15 protein-coding genes, 1 tRNA gene and 1 riboswitch are annotated in these 19,417 nt (G+C 44.0%); of the genes, 12 read left to right on the forward strand and 4 right to left on the reverse strand.

Features of this window, described 5'->3' with window-relative positions; genetic code table 11:
* Positions 1 to 98: 98 nt before the first annotated feature.
* Positions 99 to 1,001, reverse strand: coding sequence for a MalM family protein (locus tag AB6E52_RS08760; protein WP_102321135.1), 903 nt, complete (start codon positions 999 to 1,001; stop codon positions 99 to 101).
* 107 nt (positions 1,002 to 1,108) lie between these two features.
* The gene (locus AB6E52_RS08765; protein ID WP_102321134.1) at positions 1,109 to 2,353 is read right to left on the reverse strand and encodes a carbohydrate porin; all 1,245 of its coding nucleotides are present in this window, start codon (positions 2,351 to 2,353) and stop codon (positions 1,109 to 1,111) included.
* Between the two features lie 831 nt (positions 2,354 to 3,184).
* On the opposite strand from AB6E52_RS08765, the gene AB6E52_RS08770 reads away from it, so the two are divergent.
* Both AB6E52_RS08770 and melB read left to right on the forward strand, forming a co-directional pair.
* Positions 3,185 to 5,302, forward strand: a complete 2,118-nt coding sequence (locus AB6E52_RS08770) for an alpha-galactosidase (RefSeq protein WP_102321133.1) — start codon at positions 3,185 to 3,187, stop codon at positions 5,300 to 5,302.
* Positions 5,303 to 5,777: 475 nt separating this feature from the next.
* Positions 5,778 to 7,151, forward strand: a complete 1,374-nt coding sequence (gene melB, locus AB6E52_RS08775) for a melibiose:sodium transporter MelB (protein WP_102321132.1) — start codon at positions 5,778 to 5,780, stop codon at positions 7,149 to 7,151.
* Positions 7,152 to 7,322: 171 nt separating this feature from the next.
* Here melB and AB6E52_RS08780 read toward each other — a convergent pair.
* Positions 7,323 to 7,398, reverse strand: a tRNA-Asn gene (locus tag AB6E52_RS08780).
* 509 nt (positions 7,399 to 7,907) lie between these two features.
* Here AB6E52_RS08780 and uvrB point away from each other — a divergent pair.
* The 3 genes from uvrB (at position 7,908) to luxU (ending at position 11,998) form a co-directional block, all read left to right on the forward strand.
* The gene (gene uvrB / locus AB6E52_RS08785) at positions 7,908 to 9,938 is read left to right on the forward strand and encodes an excinuclease ABC subunit UvrB (protein WP_017066592.1); all 2,031 of its coding nucleotides are present in this window, start codon (positions 7,908 to 7,910) and stop codon (positions 9,936 to 9,938) included.
* 302 nt (positions 9,939 to 10,240) lie between these two features.
* A complete protein-coding gene (gene luxO, locus AB6E52_RS08790) occupies positions 10,241 to 11,629 on the forward strand; it encodes a quorum-sensing sigma-54 dependent transcriptional regulator LuxO (protein ID WP_004734031.1) in 1,389 nt (462 codons plus the stop codon).
* A 24-nt stretch (positions 11,630 to 11,653) separates the two neighbouring features.
* Positions 11,654 to 11,998, forward strand: a complete 345-nt coding sequence (gene luxU / locus AB6E52_RS08795; protein WP_017063462.1) for a quorum-sensing phosphorelay protein LuxU — start codon at positions 11,654 to 11,656, stop codon at positions 11,996 to 11,998.
* Between the two features lie 81 nt (positions 11,999 to 12,079).
* On the opposite strand, the gene AB6E52_RS08800 is transcribed toward luxU, so the two are convergent.
* Positions 12,080 to 12,967 (reverse strand): YvcK family protein, encoded by an 888-nt coding sequence (locus AB6E52_RS08800; RefSeq protein WP_017079312.1) that lies wholly within the window; start codon positions 12,965 to 12,967, stop codon positions 12,080 to 12,082.
* A gap of 194 nt (positions 12,968 to 13,161) precedes the next feature.
* A riboswitch (molybdenum cofactor riboswitch) is annotated at positions 13,162 to 13,314 on the forward strand.
* Between AB6E52_RS08800 and moaA the strand changes: the two genes are divergently transcribed.
* The 7 genes from moaA (at position 13,303) to oppB (ending at position 19,402) form a co-directional block, all read left to right on the forward strand.
* The gene (moaA, locus tag AB6E52_RS08805) at positions 13,303 to 14,292 is read left to right on the forward strand and encodes a GTP 3',8-cyclase MoaA (protein WP_009848642.1); all 990 of its coding nucleotides are present in this window, start codon (positions 13,303 to 13,305) and stop codon (positions 14,290 to 14,292) included. Its footprint overlaps the riboswitch before it by 12 nt.
* Positions 14,293 to 14,378: 86 nt before the next feature.
* The gene (gene moaB, locus AB6E52_RS08810) at positions 14,379 to 14,891 is read left to right on the forward strand and encodes a molybdenum cofactor biosynthesis protein B (protein WP_004734027.1); all 513 of its coding nucleotides are present in this window, start codon (positions 14,379 to 14,381) and stop codon (positions 14,889 to 14,891) included.
* Between the two features lie 12 nt (positions 14,892 to 14,903).
* A complete protein-coding gene (gene moaC / locus AB6E52_RS08815; RefSeq protein WP_004734026.1) occupies positions 14,904 to 15,383 on the forward strand; it encodes a cyclic pyranopterin monophosphate synthase MoaC in 480 nt (159 codons plus the stop codon).
* Entirely contained in the window at positions 15,380 to 15,625 is a 246-nt protein-coding gene (moaD, locus tag AB6E52_RS08820; RefSeq protein WP_017632501.1) for a molybdopterin synthase sulfur carrier subunit, read from the forward strand. Before moaC ends, moaD begins: the two co-directional genes overlap by 4 nt.
* 2 nt (positions 15,626 to 15,627) lie before the next feature.
* The gene (moaE, locus tag AB6E52_RS08825; RefSeq protein WP_102321131.1) at positions 15,628 to 16,083 is read left to right on the forward strand and encodes a molybdopterin synthase catalytic subunit MoaE; all 456 of its coding nucleotides are present in this window, start codon (positions 15,628 to 15,630) and stop codon (positions 16,081 to 16,083) included.
* A 652-nt stretch (positions 16,084 to 16,735) separates the two neighbouring features.
* Positions 16,736 to 18,367: an ABC transporter substrate-binding protein gene (locus tag AB6E52_RS08830; RefSeq protein WP_102321130.1), complete on the forward strand. Its 1,632-nt coding sequence runs from the start codon at positions 16,736 to 16,738 to the stop codon at positions 18,365 to 18,367.
* A 114-nt stretch (positions 18,368 to 18,481) separates the two neighbouring features.
* Positions 18,482 to 19,402, forward strand: coding sequence for an oligopeptide ABC transporter permease OppB (gene oppB, locus AB6E52_RS08835; RefSeq protein WP_017062174.1), 921 nt, complete (start codon positions 18,482 to 18,484; stop codon positions 19,400 to 19,402).
* Positions 19,403 to 19,417: the final 15 nt, after the last annotated feature.

A 19,417-nucleotide genomic window follows, 5' to 3' on the forward strand; every position in this document is an offset into this window, starting at 1 on the left:
CAATATTGGTAATAATTCTATTAAGTCATCGGTCTTTTAAGCCGTGATGACCGTTATCAAATCGTTGGTTATGCGTATTGTTCTGTTGGCTTATTCAGCTATTCAGCGAGCTGTTTTAATAAATAATCTTTTGCTTCGGGTATGCCCTGTTCGGCCGCTTGATTAGCAATAAATGCAGCTTGTTTGATGTCATTGTTGTTTAGGGCTTGGTCAATGTCTTTTTGGATATTCAGCCATTGCGCCTTTTGATTGGTTTCAATTGTCTGATTTGATGGTTGAGAAACTTGCTTTGAACCTAAGGTTTCGGGTTCATTGTCGGATGAAACACCAAGCTCAGCCAATAGAGTCAAAACCGCACTGTTTGTTGATTTGCTCGCCGTAACATCAATGACACCTACGTTGCTCAACGTCGCAGTCAACGGCAGTTGCTTATTGCCAATAATCTGCTGAGATTCTGAATACAGATCTTCAGGATGAATTCGATTGATGGCGCTATCTAACTTAGTGCTATCGGCGCTGACCACAATAAATTGCGCGTTGTCTCGTTGAGGTTCGAGTGCAATTGATGCTTCAATTCTTTCTAACCCTTGCATCGCTGTCGGGTAGTAAGTGAAGTCGTTAGTACTGTATTGACCAAGCAGTCGCCATTGTTTGTCAAAGACATAAATAGACGGTGCGAATAGCGCATCATTTTTAATGTATGAACGAATGAGTAAGGACAGCGATTCTGTCGTGTCACTGATTTGGTACGCGATGGTCGGAAAGCGTTGGCTATCCGCTTGTGTATTGTCATTTAACAATGAAGAGGAAAGGGTCGGTAAATGACCGTCCATAATCACTTGTTGGTGGAATGGAACAGACAATTGCGTCATTGGCAGCGCACTTAGCTGAGAGCAGCATGCACTCTCATTGAAATCAGTATTAAGTTCCTTTTCAGGTATTCCGCTGCATGCGCTAACTGTGAGTGCCGCGACAATGATCACCAATGATTTTAATTTCATCTGATTGTTACCTTAGTAAAGGGGAAAACATCGGCTTTCCCCGTTAAATTGCTATTCCAGTGTTGAGCGTCAATTCGTTGATTGAACAGACGCTCGGGTGTGGTGGTTTACCACCAAGTCTCTACGTTGAAACCAAAGGTAATCTCGTCAACAGTCTCGGCATTGATGCTTGTTGCCGTTCCATAAGTCTCGTTACCACGATCCCATTCGTTGTTGGATTCAGAGTACGTCGCAAAAATACGAATAGATGGACGAGCCCATACCCCTTTTCCAGCTTGGAACATTTGAGCCACGGTCACTTTATACATATCGTTGGTGCCCGAGCCGTTTTGAGCTTCTACCGTTTCGTAACCCACCTCTAATGCTGTCGACATGTAATCTGTCCAAGCATATTGAGGACGAGCTCCGACACTGAACCACTTCTCACCATCGTTGTTATCTAGGTTTTTGTCTTGATAAGCGATGGAGTACATCACTTGAACATCTTCACTGATATTCAAGTCACCGTGGTTAAATAGGCGCCAGCTAGAACCATCGTGTTCCACACCCGTGCTGTATTTTCTGTTTGATCCACCTTCAGCACTCATTAATCCACCTGCCAACGCATCGGTACCATATTGGAAGGCCAAGGTGTTTGAACCGTAGTTCCAAGCTTGACGGTAAAGAGCAGAGAGCATTGCGCCAGAAGTAGTAATGTCTTTATCGTCGTAGCTTGAGTTCTGCGTGGTTACGTAGTTTAGGCCGAGTGTTAGGTCTGCTGTTTCACTTAGCTCAATGCCACTTAAGCGGGCATCGATGTTATGAAGGCTGCGTCCATCGTCACTTGAAGAGTTTGGTGCCATCCAAGCTAAATGAGCATCAGCAAAGCCGAGATCCCAATCTTCAATACCAAGACCGGTGCTGGATGTATCCCAGTACTTCACATCTATCATGTGGACTTCGTGGCGACGGTAAAAACGTTCACCTGCCCAAATTTTTGCGTTGGGTTGGCCGTCGATAAGCCCATGGCCTGCTGACCAAAGCTGAATCGTACTCACGTCTCCCCAGCTATCTCCACTGCCTAGATAAATCGTGGTGTCAAAATAGGCGTCATTGTCACGCCATACATCGGCTTTCACTCCCGCTTCCCACCAATTTAGTTCATTACCTAAACGGTAGTTACCGTAACCTTGGCCCGCTCGAATAACGTCGTTGCGTTCTCCTTTGCCGTCGTTATGTTGGTCATTATCGGTGTAGATGTTGCCCCATTTTGCATAACCAAAATACGTTACGTTCTCCACTGCAGCGAAGCTGACTAATGGGGCGAGGGACAGAGTGAATCCTAATGCTTTGACTAGCATTTTTTGTTTCATGAAGTGTCTCCATTATTTTTTATTTATGGATATTTTTATGTTTGAGTCCTAACTCGAGCGAGAGTGTAAATAAACTTTGGAAACGTTTTCATGATGAAGTTGGCATTTTTATGCTATTGATGGGTTTGTGATTATTTTGTGTGATTTTGATCTGATTATTGGGCTTGTATAGGTGTTTTTACGCTAGGTTTTGTGATTTTAAAGTGGAATCGTTTTCTTTACTCAGTGCTATGCGGTGGTTTAGAGGGAGTGATTATGCTGTTGGTTGTCTTGGAATTTGAGGTGAAGCGGGTTTGAGGTACTTTGAGTGTCGGGTTGTTCGAGGGCTTTGAGGAAAAGCAGCCCAGTTAATGATAACTGGGCTCGTGAGACAAGGAAGTAAGTATCAAAGCAAATGCAGCAGCAAGGCTACAAGCATCGTGTTCTGTACCGTCAAGCTGGAATGTAAAAGTTAGGACCCAGAGAGACACTTCATTGATGTACTCGAAGATCTAAGAATACGAGTGTGATGTGATCAGTTCAAGAGGAAATGTATTTTAGCCTATGTGTTAATGGGCACTTTGATTTAATGTACTGAATTTAAAAGATTAAATTGCCATTAATTATCGTTTTATATTGCTTTATTTAGAGTGGAAAGTTCAATTCTACCTAGAGGTAGGCAATATGAGATGGAATGGTGGTCAATCTAAATCTTTGAATTAGGAGCTATTTACCAAAGTTATCAGTCTTGAATATTTACTGGAAACGTTTTCATGATTTCGAGTTTGATCACAGAAACTCTGGGCTTAATAATTATGATACGGGGTAATTAAACGCGTTAAGGTTAAAAAAATGACGAATAAATCCCTAATTGATATTACCGGTCAACACTCGCAACTGATTGTAGAACTTGGCGATTTTGCCGAAATTCTTCATTGGGGAGCTCCCGTTCGTGGTGATTTAGCTAGCTTCCGTGTTTCTCTTGAAAGACCGGTTCCATACGGCCGCCTTGATAATGATGTTGCTATGTCTCTGAGCCCAGAGCTCGGGCGCGGTGTTTTCAGCAGTCCGGCATTAGAAGGGCACCGAGACGGATTGGACTGGGCGCCTGTTTTCTCTATTACGGATGTTCAACAAACACCATCTAGCCTAATCATTGAGAGTGAAGATATACGTGCAGGCTTACGTTTAACAACCGAGTTATGCCTCGATAAACATGATGTTGTGAAATCTCGTCACACCTTAACCAACGTTAAAGCCGGCCTTTATCAGGTGAACCGTCTCGCCAATACTTTGCCATTACCAGCAAGAGCTAATGAGTTGATGACGTACTACGGCCGCTGGGTACATGAGTTCCAAACGGTGCGTCAACCCTTACAGCAAGGGGGCTATCAGCAAGAAAATCGTCGCGGAAGAACGTCTCATGAACATTATCCAGCGATGGTTGTCGGTACCGCTAACTTTAATGAAATGGCAGGTGATGTGTGGGGGATTCACTTCGCTTGGAGTGGTAACCACAGACTGCGCGCGGATGTAAAAGCAGACGGTCGTCGCTACGTGCAAGCGGAAGTTATTTATCTACCGGGTGAGATTACATTGGATGAAGGTGAAAGCTTAACGACACCTTGGTTATATGCCAGTTTCAGTTCGGAAGGCTTAAATGGAATGAGCCATCAGTTCCACTCCCATGTGCGTTGTTCCATCTTGCCGGAGTCTTTCGCACAAAAGCCTCGACCTATCCATCTTAATACTTGGGAAGGCATCTATTTTGACCATGATCCTGATTATATTATGTCGATGGCTAGCCAAGCCGCGGATATGGGAGTAGAGCGTTTTATCATTGACGATGGCTGGTTCAAAGGGCGCTGCGGAGACAAGGCTGCGCTAGGGGATTGGTTCTTAGATGAAGAAAAATACCCAAATGGTTTAGATCCGATAGTTGAGCACGTTAATCAGTTGGGTATGGAGTTTGGATTGTGGTTCGAACCTGAGATGATCAATAAGGATTCTGACTTATACCGAGCCCATCCAGACTGGTTGCTTGCGGTTGACGGCTATGACCAACCAACGGGTCGTAATCAATATGTTATCGATCTTCAGAATCAACAAGCATTCGACTTTTTGTTTGAGCGTCTTGACCACTTCTTAAGTCAGTACAACATTGCTTACATTAAGTGGGATATGAACCGAGAAGTTGTACAACCTGCGCATCTAGGCAGGGCTGCGGCTCATCAACAAACCGCTCGTTATTATGAGTTGGTCGATAAAGTCCGAGAGAAGCACCCAATGGTTGATATTGAATCGTGTGCGGCTGGTGGTGGTCGTATCGATTTTGAGGTTCTTAAGCGTACGCAACGTTTTTGGGCGTCTGATAACAATGACGCGCTGGAAAGACAAACGATTCAGCGTGGGATGAGTTACTTCTTCCCCCCTGAGGTAATGGGAAGCCATATTGGTGCGAGCCACTGCCACAGCACTCGTCGTCGTCATAGTATTGAGTTTCGTGGTCTAACAGCACTGTTTGGTCATATGGGGATTGAATTAGATCCTGTGAAAGAAGTGCAAGAAGAGAAGCAGGGCTTTGAACACTACATCAAGCTACATAAGATGCTGCGCCCGTTACTGCATAGCGGGAGAACTTGGCGAGTTCCAACGGACGATAGTGCCCATCAAATCCATGCGGTCGTCTCCGAAGATGTGTCAGAAGCTGTGGTGATGATTGCACAGCTTGCGATGCCAACCAATTCATTGAGTGGTCATTTGCGTATACCTGGGCTAGATCCACAAAGTTTATACAAGGTATCTGTGATTGATAAACCGTCAAATTACGATGATATTGTGAATTATCAACCGCCATGGACAGAGTCTTGCTGTGAATTATCAGGTGCTTGGTGTGCCGAGGTGGGGCTAACGATGCCAATACTTGACGCAGAAACAGCGATGCTGATTAAGTTTGAACGTATCGAGTAAGTTTTAGCATAGGCTTTATATTTGATGAACCGCGTAGGTGAAATTACGCGGTTTTTTATTGCCTTTAATAAGCCGTCATGAACTATCAAATCAATTTGATGTGCCCGTATAGATTGGAGAACTGTAGGTATTCCCAGCGTGATACTGTACTTATGTAATCGTTCTCATGCGTTACTTCACACAATGAACTGTTTTGAGCACTTTAATTAGCGATATTCTCTATCAATTCGAGGGTTTTATTGTTCGATCTCTCACTTTGGATATTTGACTGAAAACGTTTCCATGGAGTGGTTGTTGATCACAGTATCTGTTCGTTGGAATGGTTACATTAGCATCGGACTTGATACTTGAGTGTTTTAAGAAGCGACCACAGAGTGGCTCTAAAACAGAACTTGAGTGGATAAATTATTATAAATAAAAGGTAAGCGTTTCAACGTCTGTTAGGAGATGAAGTTACGCGCCTGAAGGAAATACTATGTCTGATCAAATTACTCTACAAACCAAATTATCGTATGGACTTGGGGCTTTAGGTAAAGACTTTGCCTGTGCTCCAATCTACATCTTCTTAATGTTTTACTTCACCGATGTTGCTGGGCTGTCAGCGGCATTTGTGGGTACTATCTTTTTGGCCGCGCGCATTGTCGACGCGGTGACCGACCCAATGATGGGCGTTATCGTTGATAACACACGCTCTAAGTTTGGTAAATTCCGTCCTTGGATAGTGATTGGAACCCTGTTAAATGCTGTAGTGCTTGTTGGTCTTTTTAGTACGCATATGTTTGAAGGCACTACGTTATACATTTATGCAGCGGCTGCTTATATTCTGTGGGGCCTTACGTACACTATTATGGACATTCCATATTGGTCTTTGATTCCTGCACTATCGAGCTCTCGTCAAGAACGTGAAAAGCTGGTTGTTTGGCCACGATTATTTGCTAGCTTGGCGTGGTTTATTACGGGTACTTACGGGCTACATATTGTCGGTAAACTGGGTGACGGCGACCAAGGACAAGGTTTCTTCAACGTTGCTATGTTGATTGCTGTGCTGTTCGTGATGAGTGCATTCTTGATTGCTCGCAACGTAAAAGAAAAATCGGCACCAGCAAATGCGAAACCAGCTGAGCGTTTCAGCTTTAAAGATGTAATGGTTATCATTGGTAAGAATGACCAACTAAAAGCACTTATTGGTACCGTATTGTCGTTCCAAATAGCAAACTTGTTGGTGGGTGGTTTTGCGATTTACTACTTCTCTTACGCTTTAGGCAACGCTGACTTGTTCCCCGTTTATATGATGGTGGCAGGTATCGCTGAAGTTGCAGGCGTATTCTTGTTCCCTCGTATTGCATCAGTGTTACCACGCAAGCACCTATGGGTTATCGCTTGTGGCTTCCCAGTGCTGTCTTGTATCACTCTACTTATCATGGGCTTTATCGCTCCAGGTAACGCGATTCTAATCGGTATCGCAGGTGCTGCAATCAAGTTTGGTGTGGGTATCGCTAATGCACTGCAAACTGTAATGCTTGCCGATGTTGTTGATTACGGTGAACACAAAACAGGTCGTCGCAGTGAGAGTGTTATCTTCTCTGTTCAAACGATGCTTGTTAAGTTTGCAGGCGCGGCTGGTGGTTTTATTGTTGGTATGGGCTTGTCTGTGGTGGGTTATGTACCAAACGTGGAACAGTCTGACAGCACTATCATGGGGCTGCAGTTTATGATGGTAGGTTTACCAGCGATTCTAATGACGGTAAGTGCTCTTGTTTATAAGCGCTACTACCACCTGCATGAAGGATTTGATCAAGACCAAGCCGGTAAAGAGACTCAGACTCATGTTGTTACAGCAGAAGCATAACCGCTAAAACGACGTCTCATCTAGAATAACGCTCAGTTTAGTCACTAAGCCCAAACGCCTCCTTGTGAGGCGTTTTTTTATGGATGTGAGTTAATCAAAGCTGTGCCTGTAGGGCTTTTGTTTCGACTAAAACGCAAAAAGCCGCATCGAATGATGCGGCTTCTTTAAATTTGGCTCCCCTTGCAAGACTTGAACTTGCGACATACGGATTAACAGTCCGCCGTTCTACCAACTGAACTAAAGGGGAATTGCTTGTTAGCGACGCGAATTCTAATAATTGTCCGAATTTCTGTCAATAAAAAATATCAGAAAAAAGTAAGATAAAAAACTTTACTTTCTTGAACACCTTATTGGATTTAGCTTTGCTTTAGTTATCCACCAAAATTGTGGATAAGTGTGTGTGTGAAACTTTAACAACAATCATTGGGATAAATCGAAAAATGTAAAAATCTTATCTAAGTCAATGTATTTAAAAGGTTTATATCAAAATATCGCGATTGTATAACTTTTGTAGATTATAAACCGAACAGTAAAACAAGCGGTATTTTTAGATTTTTTGGGGAAAAGTAGTGGATTAAAAATCGAGTAATTTAGCTGAAGAGATCTTGCAGGGGCACGGATAATACCAAGTTCTAAAAATAAAAGCTATAACTGATATCTGATCTTAAGATGCATTTCTCTAGATAATAGTTGCAACGACACTCCACCTAGAGTGACAATGACCTGATTAAAAAAACAGTATGGAAATGGCGACCTATGAGCAAACTCTTTGACTTGGTATCGGACTACAGCCCGTCCGGTGACCAGCCGACGGCGATAACCAAATTATTAGATGGACTAGATTCTGGTTTGGCACATCAAACTCTATTAGGGGTAACGGGCTCTGGTAAAACCTTTACCCTTGCCAACGTCATTTCCCAATCTCAAAGACCTGCGATCCTATTAGCGCCTAACAAGACATTGGCGGCTCAACTTTACGGTGAGATGAAATCTTTCTTTCCAAACAATGCCGTTGAGTATTTCGTTTCTTACTATGATTACTACCAACCTGAAGCCTACGTTCCAACCACGGACACGTTCATCGAGAAAGATGCGTCTGTGAACGCTCATATTGAACAGATGAGGCTCTCGGCAACCAAAGCCTTACTAGAACGAAAAGACGCCATCATTGTGGCTTCTGTGTCGGCGATATACGGTCTTGGTGACCCTAAGTCGTATTTGAAGATGATGCTTCACTTGAGTCGTGGTGAGGTGATGGATCAGCGTGATATTTTGCGTCGATTGGCTGAGCTGCAATATTCAAGAAACGATGTCGCCTTTGAACGTGGTCAGTTCCGTGTTCGTGGTGAGGTGATTGATATCTTTCCGGCTGAATCTGACCAAGATGCGGTTCGAATTGAGATGTTCGATGACGAAGTGGACTGCATTAGTATTTTTGATCCTCTGACTGGTGCGGTGAAACAAAGAGACTTGCCGCGCTTTACGGTTTATCCAAAAACTCACTATGTAACGCCAAGAGAAAAAATCCTTGAGGCGATTGAGAACATCAAGGACGAACTGCGCGATCGTGCTCAATACTTAAAAGACAACAATAAGCTTTTGGAAGAGCAGCGTATCTCTCAAAGAACTCAGTTTGATATTGAGATGATGACTGAGCTTGGCTTCTGTTCCGGTATCGAAAACTATTCACGATACTTGAGCGGCCGTGCGGAAGGGGAAGCGCCGCCAACGTTATTTGACTACCTGCCTGATGATGGTTTGCTGATCATCGATGAGTCACACGTGACTGTGCCGCAAATTGGTGCGATGTATAAAGGTGACCGTTCTCGTAAAGAAACCTTGGTCGAGTTTGGTTTTAGACTGCCTTCTGCATTGGATAACCGTCCAATGAAGTTTGAAGAATTTGAGTCTATAGCTCCACAAACGATTTTTGTGTCGGCAACGCCGGGTAATTACGAGATTGAAAAATCCGATGGCGAGATTGCTGATCAAGTGGTGCGTCCTACTGGCTTGTTAGACCCGATCATTGAAGTAAGACCGGTCGCGACTCAGGTGGATGACTTGCTGTCTGAAATCAGAATCCGTTCAGTGAAAGAAGAGCGTGTTTTGGTTACCACGTTGACCAAGAGAATGGCAGAAGACTTAACCGAATACCTAAGTGAGCACGGCGTTAAAGTGCGTTACTTGCACTCGGATATCGATACCGTTGAGCGTGTAGAGATCATCCGAGACCTACGTTTGGGCAAGTTCGATGTGTTAGTGGGCATTAACTTACTTCGTGAAGGTTTGGATATGCCTGAAGTGTCGCTGGTGGCGATTCTTGATGCAGATAAAGAGGGCTTCTTGCGTTCTGAGCGTTCTCTGATTCAAACCATTGGTCGTGCTGCTCGTAACTTGGAAGGTCGAGCAATCCTTTATGGTGATTCGATTACTAAGTCGATGAGAAAAGCGATTGATGAAACCGATCGTCGTCGCGAGAAACAGCAAGCCTACAACGAAGAGCAAGGCATCACACCGCAAGCGTTGAAACGCAATATCAAAGACATTATGGAACTGGGTGATCTAACCAAGTCGAAGCAGCAGCGCCAATCGAAACAAGTTCCACTATCTAAGGTGGCAGAGCCTTCTGAAAGTTATGCAGTACTTACGCCGCAACAGCTTGATAAAGAGATCAGCAAGCTAGAATCTGCGATGTATCAGCATGCTCAGAATCTGGAATTTGAATTGGCCGCACAGAAGCGTGATGAAATTGATCAGTTAAGAAAGCAGTTTATTACCAACAGCTAATCTCACTTTTCGCTCGAGAATTGATCCCCCTCAACACAAGAATTGAGAGTGTTTCAGACAAAAAAACAGCCAGTAGTAAATGTTCTACTGGCTTACGTTTGTGAACAATCGGTCCACTAACAACGTCAGTTGGCTAGGTGACCCGAAGGTCATTTATACCGTTGCATCGTTCGTGCCAGATAGATAAAACATTGATTGTTTGAAGCAAGTAAAAAAACACACTACAAATACTGTGGCTAATTTGCATAATGCAAAGCGGAATGCGACTATAATAAGAAATGCAAATTATAAATGGCTAGGATATGCAATCAAAAACGCTAGATAACAAATCGAAGTATTTGTTGATGGTAGAGGATACCGCTTCGGTAGCAGCTTTATATCGCTCGTATCTTACACCGCTCGAAATTGATATCAACATTGTCGGCACTGGCCGCGATGCAATCGAGAGTTTGAATCATCGAATCCCAGACCTTATTTTATTAGATCTACGTCTGCCTGATATGACGGGTATGGACGTACTATTTGCTGTAAAACAAAAATACCCTGAAGTTCCAGTTATCTTCATGACGGCTCACGGCTCTATCGATACCGCTGTAGAAGCGATGCGTCATGGCTCTCAAGATTTCCTTATCAAACCGTGTGAAGCCGACCGACTCCGTATTACGGTGAATAATGCGATCCGCAAAGCCACCAAACTTAAAAATAGCTCGGAACACCCGGGAAACCAGAACTACCAAGGTTTTATCGGCAGCAGCCAAACCATGCAGCAGGTTTACCGAACTATCGATTCTGCTGCATCGAGTAAGGCGAGCATTTTCATTACTGGTGAAAGTGGTACCGGTAAAGAGGTATGTGCAGAAGCCATTCATGCGGCGAGTAAGCGTGGCGATAAGCCGTTCATCGCGATTAACTGTGCCGCTATCCCTAAAGACCTGATTGAAAGTGAGCTGTTTGGCCACGTTAAAGGTGCCTTTACCGGTGCTGCGACCGATCGCCAAGGTGCTGCTGAGCTTGCTGATGGTGGAACACTGTTCCTTGATGAACTGTGCGAAATGGACTTAGAGCTGCAAACCAAGCTGCTGCGCTTTATCCAAACCGGTACTTTCCAAAAAGTCGGCTCTTCGAAGATGAAGAGTGTCGACGTTCGTTTTGTGTGTGCGACCAACCGTGACCCTTGGAAAGAAGTACAAGAAGGTCGCTTTAGAGAAGATTTATACTATCGTTTATACGTGATTCCATTGCACTTGCCGCCATTGCGTGAGCGTGGTGAAGATGTCATCGAGATCGCGTATTCTCTGCTAGGCTATATGTCGGTCGAGGAGGGGAAGGCGTTTGTACGTTTTGCTCAGGAAGTACTTGATCGCTTTAATCAATATGAGTGGCCGGGTAACGTTCGTCAGCTACAAAACGTGTTGCGGAACGTGGTGGTTTTGAATAACGGCAAAGAGATTACTCTCAACATGCTTCCACCACCGTTGAACCAACCGATTGAAAACAGTCTGCGATTGAAAGAGAAGCAGAATGAAGACATCACGGTAAAAGATATTTTCCCATTGTGGATCACTGAGAAAACGGCTATCGAGCAGGCCATTAAAGCGTGTGATGGCAACATCCCTCGTGCGGCAGGTTTCTTAGATGTCAGTCCATCGACGATATACCGTAAGTTGCAAACGTGGAATGCGAAGCAGTAATCAACAAACAATAAGAAAATAATAATGACGAAAGTATTAAATCAGCAAAAAGTTGATGAGCTTGCCGGCGAAATAGGCCAAGAGAATGTCCCGGTTTTACTGGAAATCTTCTTAGGTGAGTTGAAAGGCTACTACGAACATCTAGAGATAAATAAAGCGTCGGATACGTCTAAGTACTTGGCTGATATAAGCCATGCACTTAAGAGCAGCGCAGCAAGTTTTGGTGCGGATTCTTTGTGTAGTTTTGCGATTAGCTTAGACGCAAAAGTGAAGCAAGCATTGCCTGTAACCGAGATTGATTTCCAAGATATGCAAGAGCTCCTGTTATCAACGTACACTGAATATCAGCAGTTGATGACGGATCTCTAAAGCGGCTAGTTATTAAAAAAGGAGCATGATGCTCCTTTTTTGTTTTTACTGGTCTCTGTCGTATAGCCTAAGCGACAAGCATTAAGCCAGTTGACCCCTAATCGCTTGTTGGAGTTTTAAACGGTCGTGTCGCCAATCTCGGTTAGGAGAGGCAAGATCAGTGGTCACACAATTCCATTGCCCTTCTAATTCAGGGTGTGGTTCATTGCCCAGTACAATGTCTATCTTTCTTGCCTTACAGGTACGTTCACACCACTCCAATTGTTCTTGAAGCGTCATTTTTCCTGCAGGGCCGTGTTCTGGCGAAAGGTTTTCAACAAAGATAACTTTTGCCTTGGTATTTTCCGCGATTGCTTTGCCAATTTCTGGCAGTAGCAGCGGGGGCATCACACTGGTTAAAAAGCTTCCTGGTCCAAGGACAATGCAGTCTGCTTGCTCAACTGCAGCAACAGCTTCTTTGGTTGCCGGTACTTCTGGAGATAAGTCCATCATGCGCAGCTTTTCTGTCATGTCATCAACGTTGGTTTCGCCAGTTACCCAACGACCGTCCATTGATAAAGCCGTTAGATCAGAAGGGTGCTCGGTCATTGGGACGATATTGACATCGACTTTGAGCATATTTCGAATTAGGTTAATTGCTTCCAATGGGCGAACGGAAAGGTTGTCTAACGCCGTTAGCATTAGGTTACCTAAGTTGTGACCATCGAGTTCACCTTGGCCGCGAAAGCGGTATTCGAACATCATCGAACTGATTGAAGGTTCTGTGATTAATTGGTTGATACAGTTACGAGTATCTCCCCAAGCGATACCACCTTGGCAGTCTCGAATTCGTCCGGTGGAACCACCATTATCTGTCGTTGCAACAATGCCAGTTGCGTTGTTACCAAAGTCTTTTAATGCAGCTAACATGCGACCTAAGCCATGGCCACCGCCGATTGCTACGACTTTCTTTGAAGAGTAAATATTCATTTATTGTTCTTGTTAGGTTATTACCAACTATAATTTAGGTTAAATGCTTCTCGCTATATACTCAACAAGAGTTATTTTGAGCGTTTGATACGTTTTTTTTGCCGATGTGACCCGTTTTTTACCATCAGAGCTAGATTCACGTACAAATATTAAGTATTTTATTACTCAGCTACTGCGCGTGTGAATATAACGCTCAGTTGCCATAACTCCGAGCTCTCGCATGCTAAGTCGCACAGTGGTATTTGCTGTACCGATACGCATCAAGAGCCAGTGACATGTTGTCACAAGGGCTTAATTGGAAATGATTATGCCTCCCGTGTTTGGAAAGGTGTTCCGTGGCGCAACAATTCGAAGATAGATTCCATCGCAAGTTTTATTACTTGCGCTTGTCGGTTACAGACGTCTGTAACTTTAAATGTACTTACTGCTTACCAGATGGTTACAAACCGTCAGGGCAAAAAAACTCGTCTTTTTTAAGTGTTCCCGAGATCAAACGCGTTGTTAAAGCGTTTGCAGATTGTGGTACCTCAAAGATCCGCATTACAGGCGGAGAGCCGAGTCTGCGTAAAGACTTTCCTGAAATCATACATACCGTTGCTTCTACTCCAGGCATCGAAAAAGTAGCCACCACAACGAATGGCTACCGCATGGAGAAACAAGTAGGGCAATGGCGTGATGCTGGTTTAACCCATATAAACGTGAGCGTGGATAGTTTAGATTCGCGCATGTTCCATCAGATCACTGGTGAGAATAAGTTTACTGAGGTTATGCGAGGCATTGATAAAGCGTTTGAGGTTGGCTTTGAACAAGTCAAAGTCAACGTCGTATTAATGAAAGACCTCAATAGTCAGGAATTACCAGCCTTCCTTAATTGGATCAAAGACAAACCTATTCAATTACGTTTTATCGAGCTGATGAAAACCGGCGAGATGGACGAGTTGTTCGATAAACATCATGTGTCTGGCGTTGCGATTCGCAACCAGCTTATTGCTAATGGTTGGCTGTTAAAAGTCAAAGCCGTTAACGATGGCCCGGCGCAAGTGTTTGTCCACCCAGACTACAAGGGTGAAATCGGTTTGATCATGCCTTACGAGAAAGACTTTTGTGAGAGTTGTAACCGACTGCGCGTTTCTGCGACCGGTAAACTTCACTTATGTCTGTTTGGCGACCATGGTGTTGAACTGAGAGATCTGATTCAAGAAGATCAACAAGAGCAAGAACTCATTGATCGAATTCAGGCTCAGCTTCAAACCAAGTCCGTTAGCCACTTCTTACACGATGGCAACAGCGGCATGACTCCAAACTTGGCGTCAATCGGCGGTTAACCCGCTACACACTCTAAAGCATTTTATCGCTCAGCTTCTTCAGGCTGGGCGAATCAGTCTAATGAAAAATTTATATAGGTGAACAAATGGGTCACGCAGAAAGCAAATTCCAAGCAGCAAACATCGCAGTACTAACGGTTTCAGATACTCGTACAGAAGAAAACGACACTTCAGGCGGTTACCTAGCAGAGCATGCTAAAGAAGCGGGTCACAACGTGGTTGATAAGCAAATCGTTATTGATGACATGTACAAGATCCGTGCGATCGTATCTAAATGGATCGCTGATGAAAGCGTACAAGCTATCATGATCACGGGTGGTACTGGTTTCACTTCTCGTGACAGCACGCCTGAAGCGCTTAAGCCACTGTTCGACAAAGAAGTAGAAGGCTTTGGTGAGCTATTCCGTCAAGTATCTTACGAAGAGATCGGTACTTCGACAATTCAATCTCGTGCGATTGCGGGTTTTGCTAACCACACGGTTATCTTTGCGATGCCAGGTTCTACAGGCGCTTGCCGCACCGGTTGGACTAAGATCATCAAGCAACAGATGGATGCTAGCCACCGTCCTTGCAACTTCATGCCACATCTTTCTGTATAAGGCGGTTTGAGCATGAGCCAATTTACACACATTAACGCGTCTGGCGAAGCAAACATGGTCGATGTATCGGCTAAAGCGGAAACGGTACGTGAAGCGAGAGCGGAAGCTTTCGTACAAATGTCTGCTGAAACGCTAGAGCTGATTGTTTCTGGTAGCCACCATAAAGGTGATGTTTTCGCAACGGCACGTATTGCGGGTATTCAAGCGGCGAAGAAAACTTGGGATCTGATTCCACTGTGTCACCCTCTACTATTAACTAAAGTAGAAGTGCAGCTTGAAGCTATCGAGTCTGAAAACAAGGTACGCATCGAATCTGTTTGTAAGCTTGCGGGTAAGACAGGCGTAGAGATGGAAGCGCTAACGGCTGCTTCTGTTGCTGCGCTGACGATTTACGATATGTGTAAAGCTGTTCAGAAAGACATCGTTATCGAGAACGTACGCCTGTTAGAGAAGACGGGTGGTAAATCAGGGCACTTTAAGGTGGAATCATGATTACTGTACTTTTCTTTGCTCAAACTCGTGAACTTGTTGGTGTGGACAGCGTTGAAGTTGATGCACAGTTCAAGACGATTGAAGCGATTCGCAGCCACCTTGTAGCACAAGAAGGTAAATGGGATATCGCTTTGGAAGAGGGCAAGCTTCTAGCTGCGCTTAACCAATCTATTGTGCCTTTGACTACTGAAGTGAAAGACGGCGATGAAGTGGCATTCTTCCCACCAGTGACCGGAGGCTAAGCATGGATCCAAGAGTATTAGTGACAGCTGAGGATTTCTATGTAGGCGACGAATACGACTACTTGGCTCAAGGTACAGCTGCCGGAGCGATTGTGACGTTCGTTGGTAAAGTGCGCGACATGAACCTTGGCGACAATGTGATAGGTTTGTCTCTGGAGCACTACCCGGGTATGACAGAGAAATCACTGAGCGAGATCTGTGATCAAGCTGAGGCACGCTGGCCAATCCAAAAGATGCGAGTTATCCATCGTGTTGGTGACCTAGATATCGGTGACCAGATTGTTTACGTTGGTGTATCCAGTGCACACCGCGGTGCGGCCTTTGAAGCCTGTGAATTCGTTATGGACTTCCTGAAAACCAAGGCTCCCTTTTGGAAAAAGGAACGCACGACCGAAACGACGCGTTGGGTTGATTCTCGTGATTCAGACACGAAAGCAGCGGAACGCTGGGAGAAGTAATTTCTCTTAAAGTGATGTTGCTTCAGCATTTACTCATTTGTATATGAGACAGTTAAAAACCGACCACTTAGGTCGGTTTTTTTGTACCTGCTATAAATCTATTTATAGATAATCATTGATTTGATAAATGATAATTCATTGTGGTTGCATATAAATTCAGCGCGTAATTTTGTCTTAATTGGTGCATTGGATAACCCGGTTTGGTGCAGAGCATTATGCTGTCTTGTATAAAGTGATTATCCTCACAAATAGTGTAGACGGTTTAGGTGATATGTGATGTGCAATTAGATTTCATGTGGCATTAATGTTAATTTGCCGACAGTGTTCTAGCATAAGATGCTAAATAAAAGTATCAATTCAGATACATCAACACTAAAGGCTGTTTTTTAATAAATCCCTATGTGTAATTCACTATTCATTAGGTTTTTATTAGAGATTTACACTATGACCTTGAGTAATTCGGAGAATTATCCGATTTTTTGCGACTTGTTTATGGCAAATTACTTCAATGGTTGATAGTGTGTGCCTCAATCTTTGTAAGGTTTTAGATTTTTATGCTTAAATTTTGAGCTAAATAAATCTAAATCACTGCCGTTCAGTGAACTTAGCAAAGAAGTCATGGATGCAATACGTAAAACTTGGAGTTTATTAAATGTACAAGAATAAAATCACTCAGGCCCTTCTTCTAGGTGCTGGTTTGGCAGTGGCTGCCACTTCTACTTTTTCTATCGCTGCTGAAGTTCCAGCAGGCACAGAACTAGCAAAAGCTCAGGAACTTGTTCGCGGTAACGGTACTGAAGTTGCAACTATCGACCCACACAAATCTCAAGGTGTACCAGAATCTCACGTAATTCGTGATCTTCTAGAAGGTCTAGTGAACCAAGACGGCGACGGCAACACTATCCCTGGTGTTGCGGAAAGCTGGGAAACGACAGACAACAAAACATTCACTTTCCACCTACGCAAAGACGCAAAATGGTCTAACGGCGATCCTGTAACAGCTCAAGATTTTGTATACAGCTGGCAACGTGCAGTTGATCCTGCAACGGCTTCTCCATACGCTTGGTACATGGAATACACCAAGATGGCGAATGCGAAAGATATCGTAGCGGGTAAGAAAGACAAGAGTGAACTAGGCGTTAAAGCAGTGGATGCAAACACTCTAGTTGTTGAATTAGAAACAGCGGTACCATACTTCGTAATGATGATGGGCCACACAACAATGAAGCCAGTACACCAGGCAACTGTTGAAAAATACGGTGACCAGTGGACTAAGCCAGAGCACTTTGTTGGCAACGGTGCATTCTCTGTTGATAAATGGGTTGTTAACGAGCGTCTAGTACTCAAGCGTAACGAACAGTACTGGGACAACGATAAAACAGTTCTTAACAAAGTAACGTTCCTACCAATCGAAAACCAAGTAGCGGAAATGAACCGTTTCCTATCTGGTGAAATCGATTTCACAAACGAACTTCCAACTGAGCACTTCAAGCGTCTTCAAAAAGAGTACGCAGAAGATGTATCTGTAGCGGGTAACCTATGTACTTACTACTACATCTTCAATACGAAGAAAGCACCATTTGATGATGTTCGTGTTCGTCAAGCAATCTCTTACGCGATCGACCGTGATATCGTAACAGGTGCTATCCTAGCGCAAGGTCAAAAACCTGCGTATTTCCTAACGCCTGAAATCACAGCTGGCTTCGATCCTGAGCTACCTGCTTACGGCAAGATGTCTCAGAAAGAGCGTAACGCAGAAGCGGAACGTCTTCTTGAAGAAGCGGGTTACGGTAAAGACAACCCACTTAAATTCAACCTGCTTTACAACACTTCAGAGAACCACAAGAAGATTGCTGTAGCGCTAGGTTCTATGTGGAAGAAAACACTGGGTCTTTCTGTAACACTTGAGAACCAAGAGTGGAAAACGTACCTATCTTCTAAAGATTCTGGTGACTTCGAAGTAGCACGTGCTGGTTGGTGTGGTGACTACAATGAAGCGTCTTCGTTCCTAACGCTAATGAAGAGTAACAACACTACCGGTGGTGTTCACTACGACAGCGCGGCTTACGACCAGATCATCGATAAAGCACTTAACTCAACTTCAGAAGAAGAGCGTAAAGCACTTTACCTAGAAGCTGAGGCGCTAATGGCAAACGACATGCCAATCGCTCCTATCTACCAATACGTTAAATCTCGTCTACTTAACCCGCATGTTGGTGGTTTCCCAATCAACAACGCGGAAGACAAGATCTTCTCGAAAGACCTATACATCAAAGCTCAATAATAAGCTTCGATTCTAAAAAGTTAATATAACTATAACGATACAGGCACTACATGCGCAGGGCGCGCATGTAGCGTCTTTCTAATTTTAATTGTCACAGACTGAAAGAGTGAGTTTATGCTTAAATTCATTATGAAACGGATATTTGAAGCGATTCCAACCATGTTGGTGTTGATCACTATATCTTTCTTTCTCATGCGTTTCGCACCGGGTAACCCGTTTTCAAGCGAACGTCCATTACCGCCAGAAGTTATGGCTAACATCGAAGCTAAATACGGCTTAGATAAACCAGTATTTGAACAATACACCACGTATTTGACAAATATCTTACAAGGTGACTTCGGCCCCTCGTTTAAGTACCAAGATTACACAGTAAATGAGCTGATCGCGGTTGCACTTCCAGTATCTGCGAAGGTAGGTTTCGTTGCCTTTATCTTCACACTATTGATGGGGGTCACTGTCGGGACGATTGCTGCCTTGAAGCACAACACCTGGGTCGACTACACCATAATGTCGACCGCCATGCTCGGGGTGGTAATGCCATCTTTCGTGTTGGCACCGGCGCTTATTTACCTTTTCTCCCTGCACTGGAACATATTCCCAGCAGGTGGTTGGCATGGCGGTACATTCATGTACATCGTGCTGCCTGTTATCGCGATGTCTCTTCTTTACGTAGCAACCTTTGCTCGTATTACTCGCGGTAGCATGATTGAAACGCTAAACAGTAACTTTATCCGAACTGCGCGTGCAAAAGGTCTAAGCTACCGTTATATCATTCTAAAACATGCACTTAAGCCAGCAATGCTACCTGTTGTTTCTTACATGGGACCTGCGTTCGTAGGTATCATCACAGGTTCAGTTGTTGTTGAAACCATCTTCGGCCTACCAGGTATCGGTAAGCTGTTTGTTAACGCCGCGTTTAACCGTGACTACTCGCTAGTAATGGGTGTAACCATCTTGATTGGTTTCCTATTCATCTTGTTCAACGCAATCGTTGATATTTTGCTAGCGCTTATTGACCCGAAAATTCGCTACTAACAGGGACGCATGGTT

Source organism: Vibrio sp. 10N.247.311.13, from assembly GCF_041467595.1.
Classification (GTDB): Bacteria; Pseudomonadota; Gammaproteobacteria; order Enterobacterales; family Vibrionaceae; genus Vibrio; species Vibrio crassostreae_C.

Bases quoted from the DNA above. Each gene is read 5' to 3' on its own strand.
- moaB (WP_004734027.1), top strand. From the start codon at position 14,379: ATGGGTCACGCAGAAAGCAAATTCCAAGCAGCAAACATCGCAGTACTA.
- luxU (WP_017063462.1), top strand. From the start codon at position 11,654: ATGACGAAAGTATTAAATCAGCAAAAAGTTGATGAGCTTGCCGGCGAA.
- oppB (WP_017062174.1), top strand. From the start codon at position 18,482: ATGCTTAAATTCATTATGAAACGGATATTTGAAGCGATTCCAACCATG.
- moaD (WP_017632501.1), top strand. From the start codon at position 15,380: ATGATTACTGTACTTTTCTTTGCTCAAACTCGTGAACTTGTTGGTGTG.
- melB (WP_102321132.1), top strand. From the start codon at position 5,778: ATGTCTGATCAAATTACTCTACAAACCAAATTATCGTATGGACTTGGG.
- AB6E52_RS08800 (WP_017079312.1), bottom strand. From the start codon at position 12,967: ATGAATATTTACTCTTCAAAGAAAGTCGTAGCAATCGGCGGTGGCCAT.
- AB6E52_RS08760 (WP_102321135.1), bottom strand. From the start codon at position 1,001: ATGAAATTAAAATCATTGGTGATCATTGTCGCGGCACTCACAGTTAGC.
- luxO (WP_004734031.1), top strand. From the start codon at position 10,241: ATGCAATCAAAAACGCTAGATAACAAATCGAAGTATTTGTTGATGGTA.
- moaE (WP_102321131.1), top strand. From the start codon at position 15,628: ATGGATCCAAGAGTATTAGTGACAGCTGAGGATTTCTATGTAGGCGAC.
- AB6E52_RS08765 (WP_102321134.1), bottom strand. From the start codon at position 2,353: ATGAAACAAAAAATGCTAGTCAAAGCATTAGGATTCACTCTGTCCCTC.
- uvrB (WP_017066592.1), top strand. From the start codon at position 7,908: ATGAGCAAACTCTTTGACTTGGTATCGGACTACAGCCCGTCCGGTGAC.
- moaC (WP_004734026.1), top strand. From the start codon at position 14,904: ATGAGCCAATTTACACACATTAACGCGTCTGGCGAAGCAAACATGGTC.
- AB6E52_RS08830 (WP_102321130.1), top strand. From the start codon at position 16,736: ATGTACAAGAATAAAATCACTCAGGCCCTTCTTCTAGGTGCTGGTTTG.
- AB6E52_RS08770 (WP_102321133.1), top strand. From the start codon at position 3,185: ATGACGAATAAATCCCTAATTGATATTACCGGTCAACACTCGCAACTG.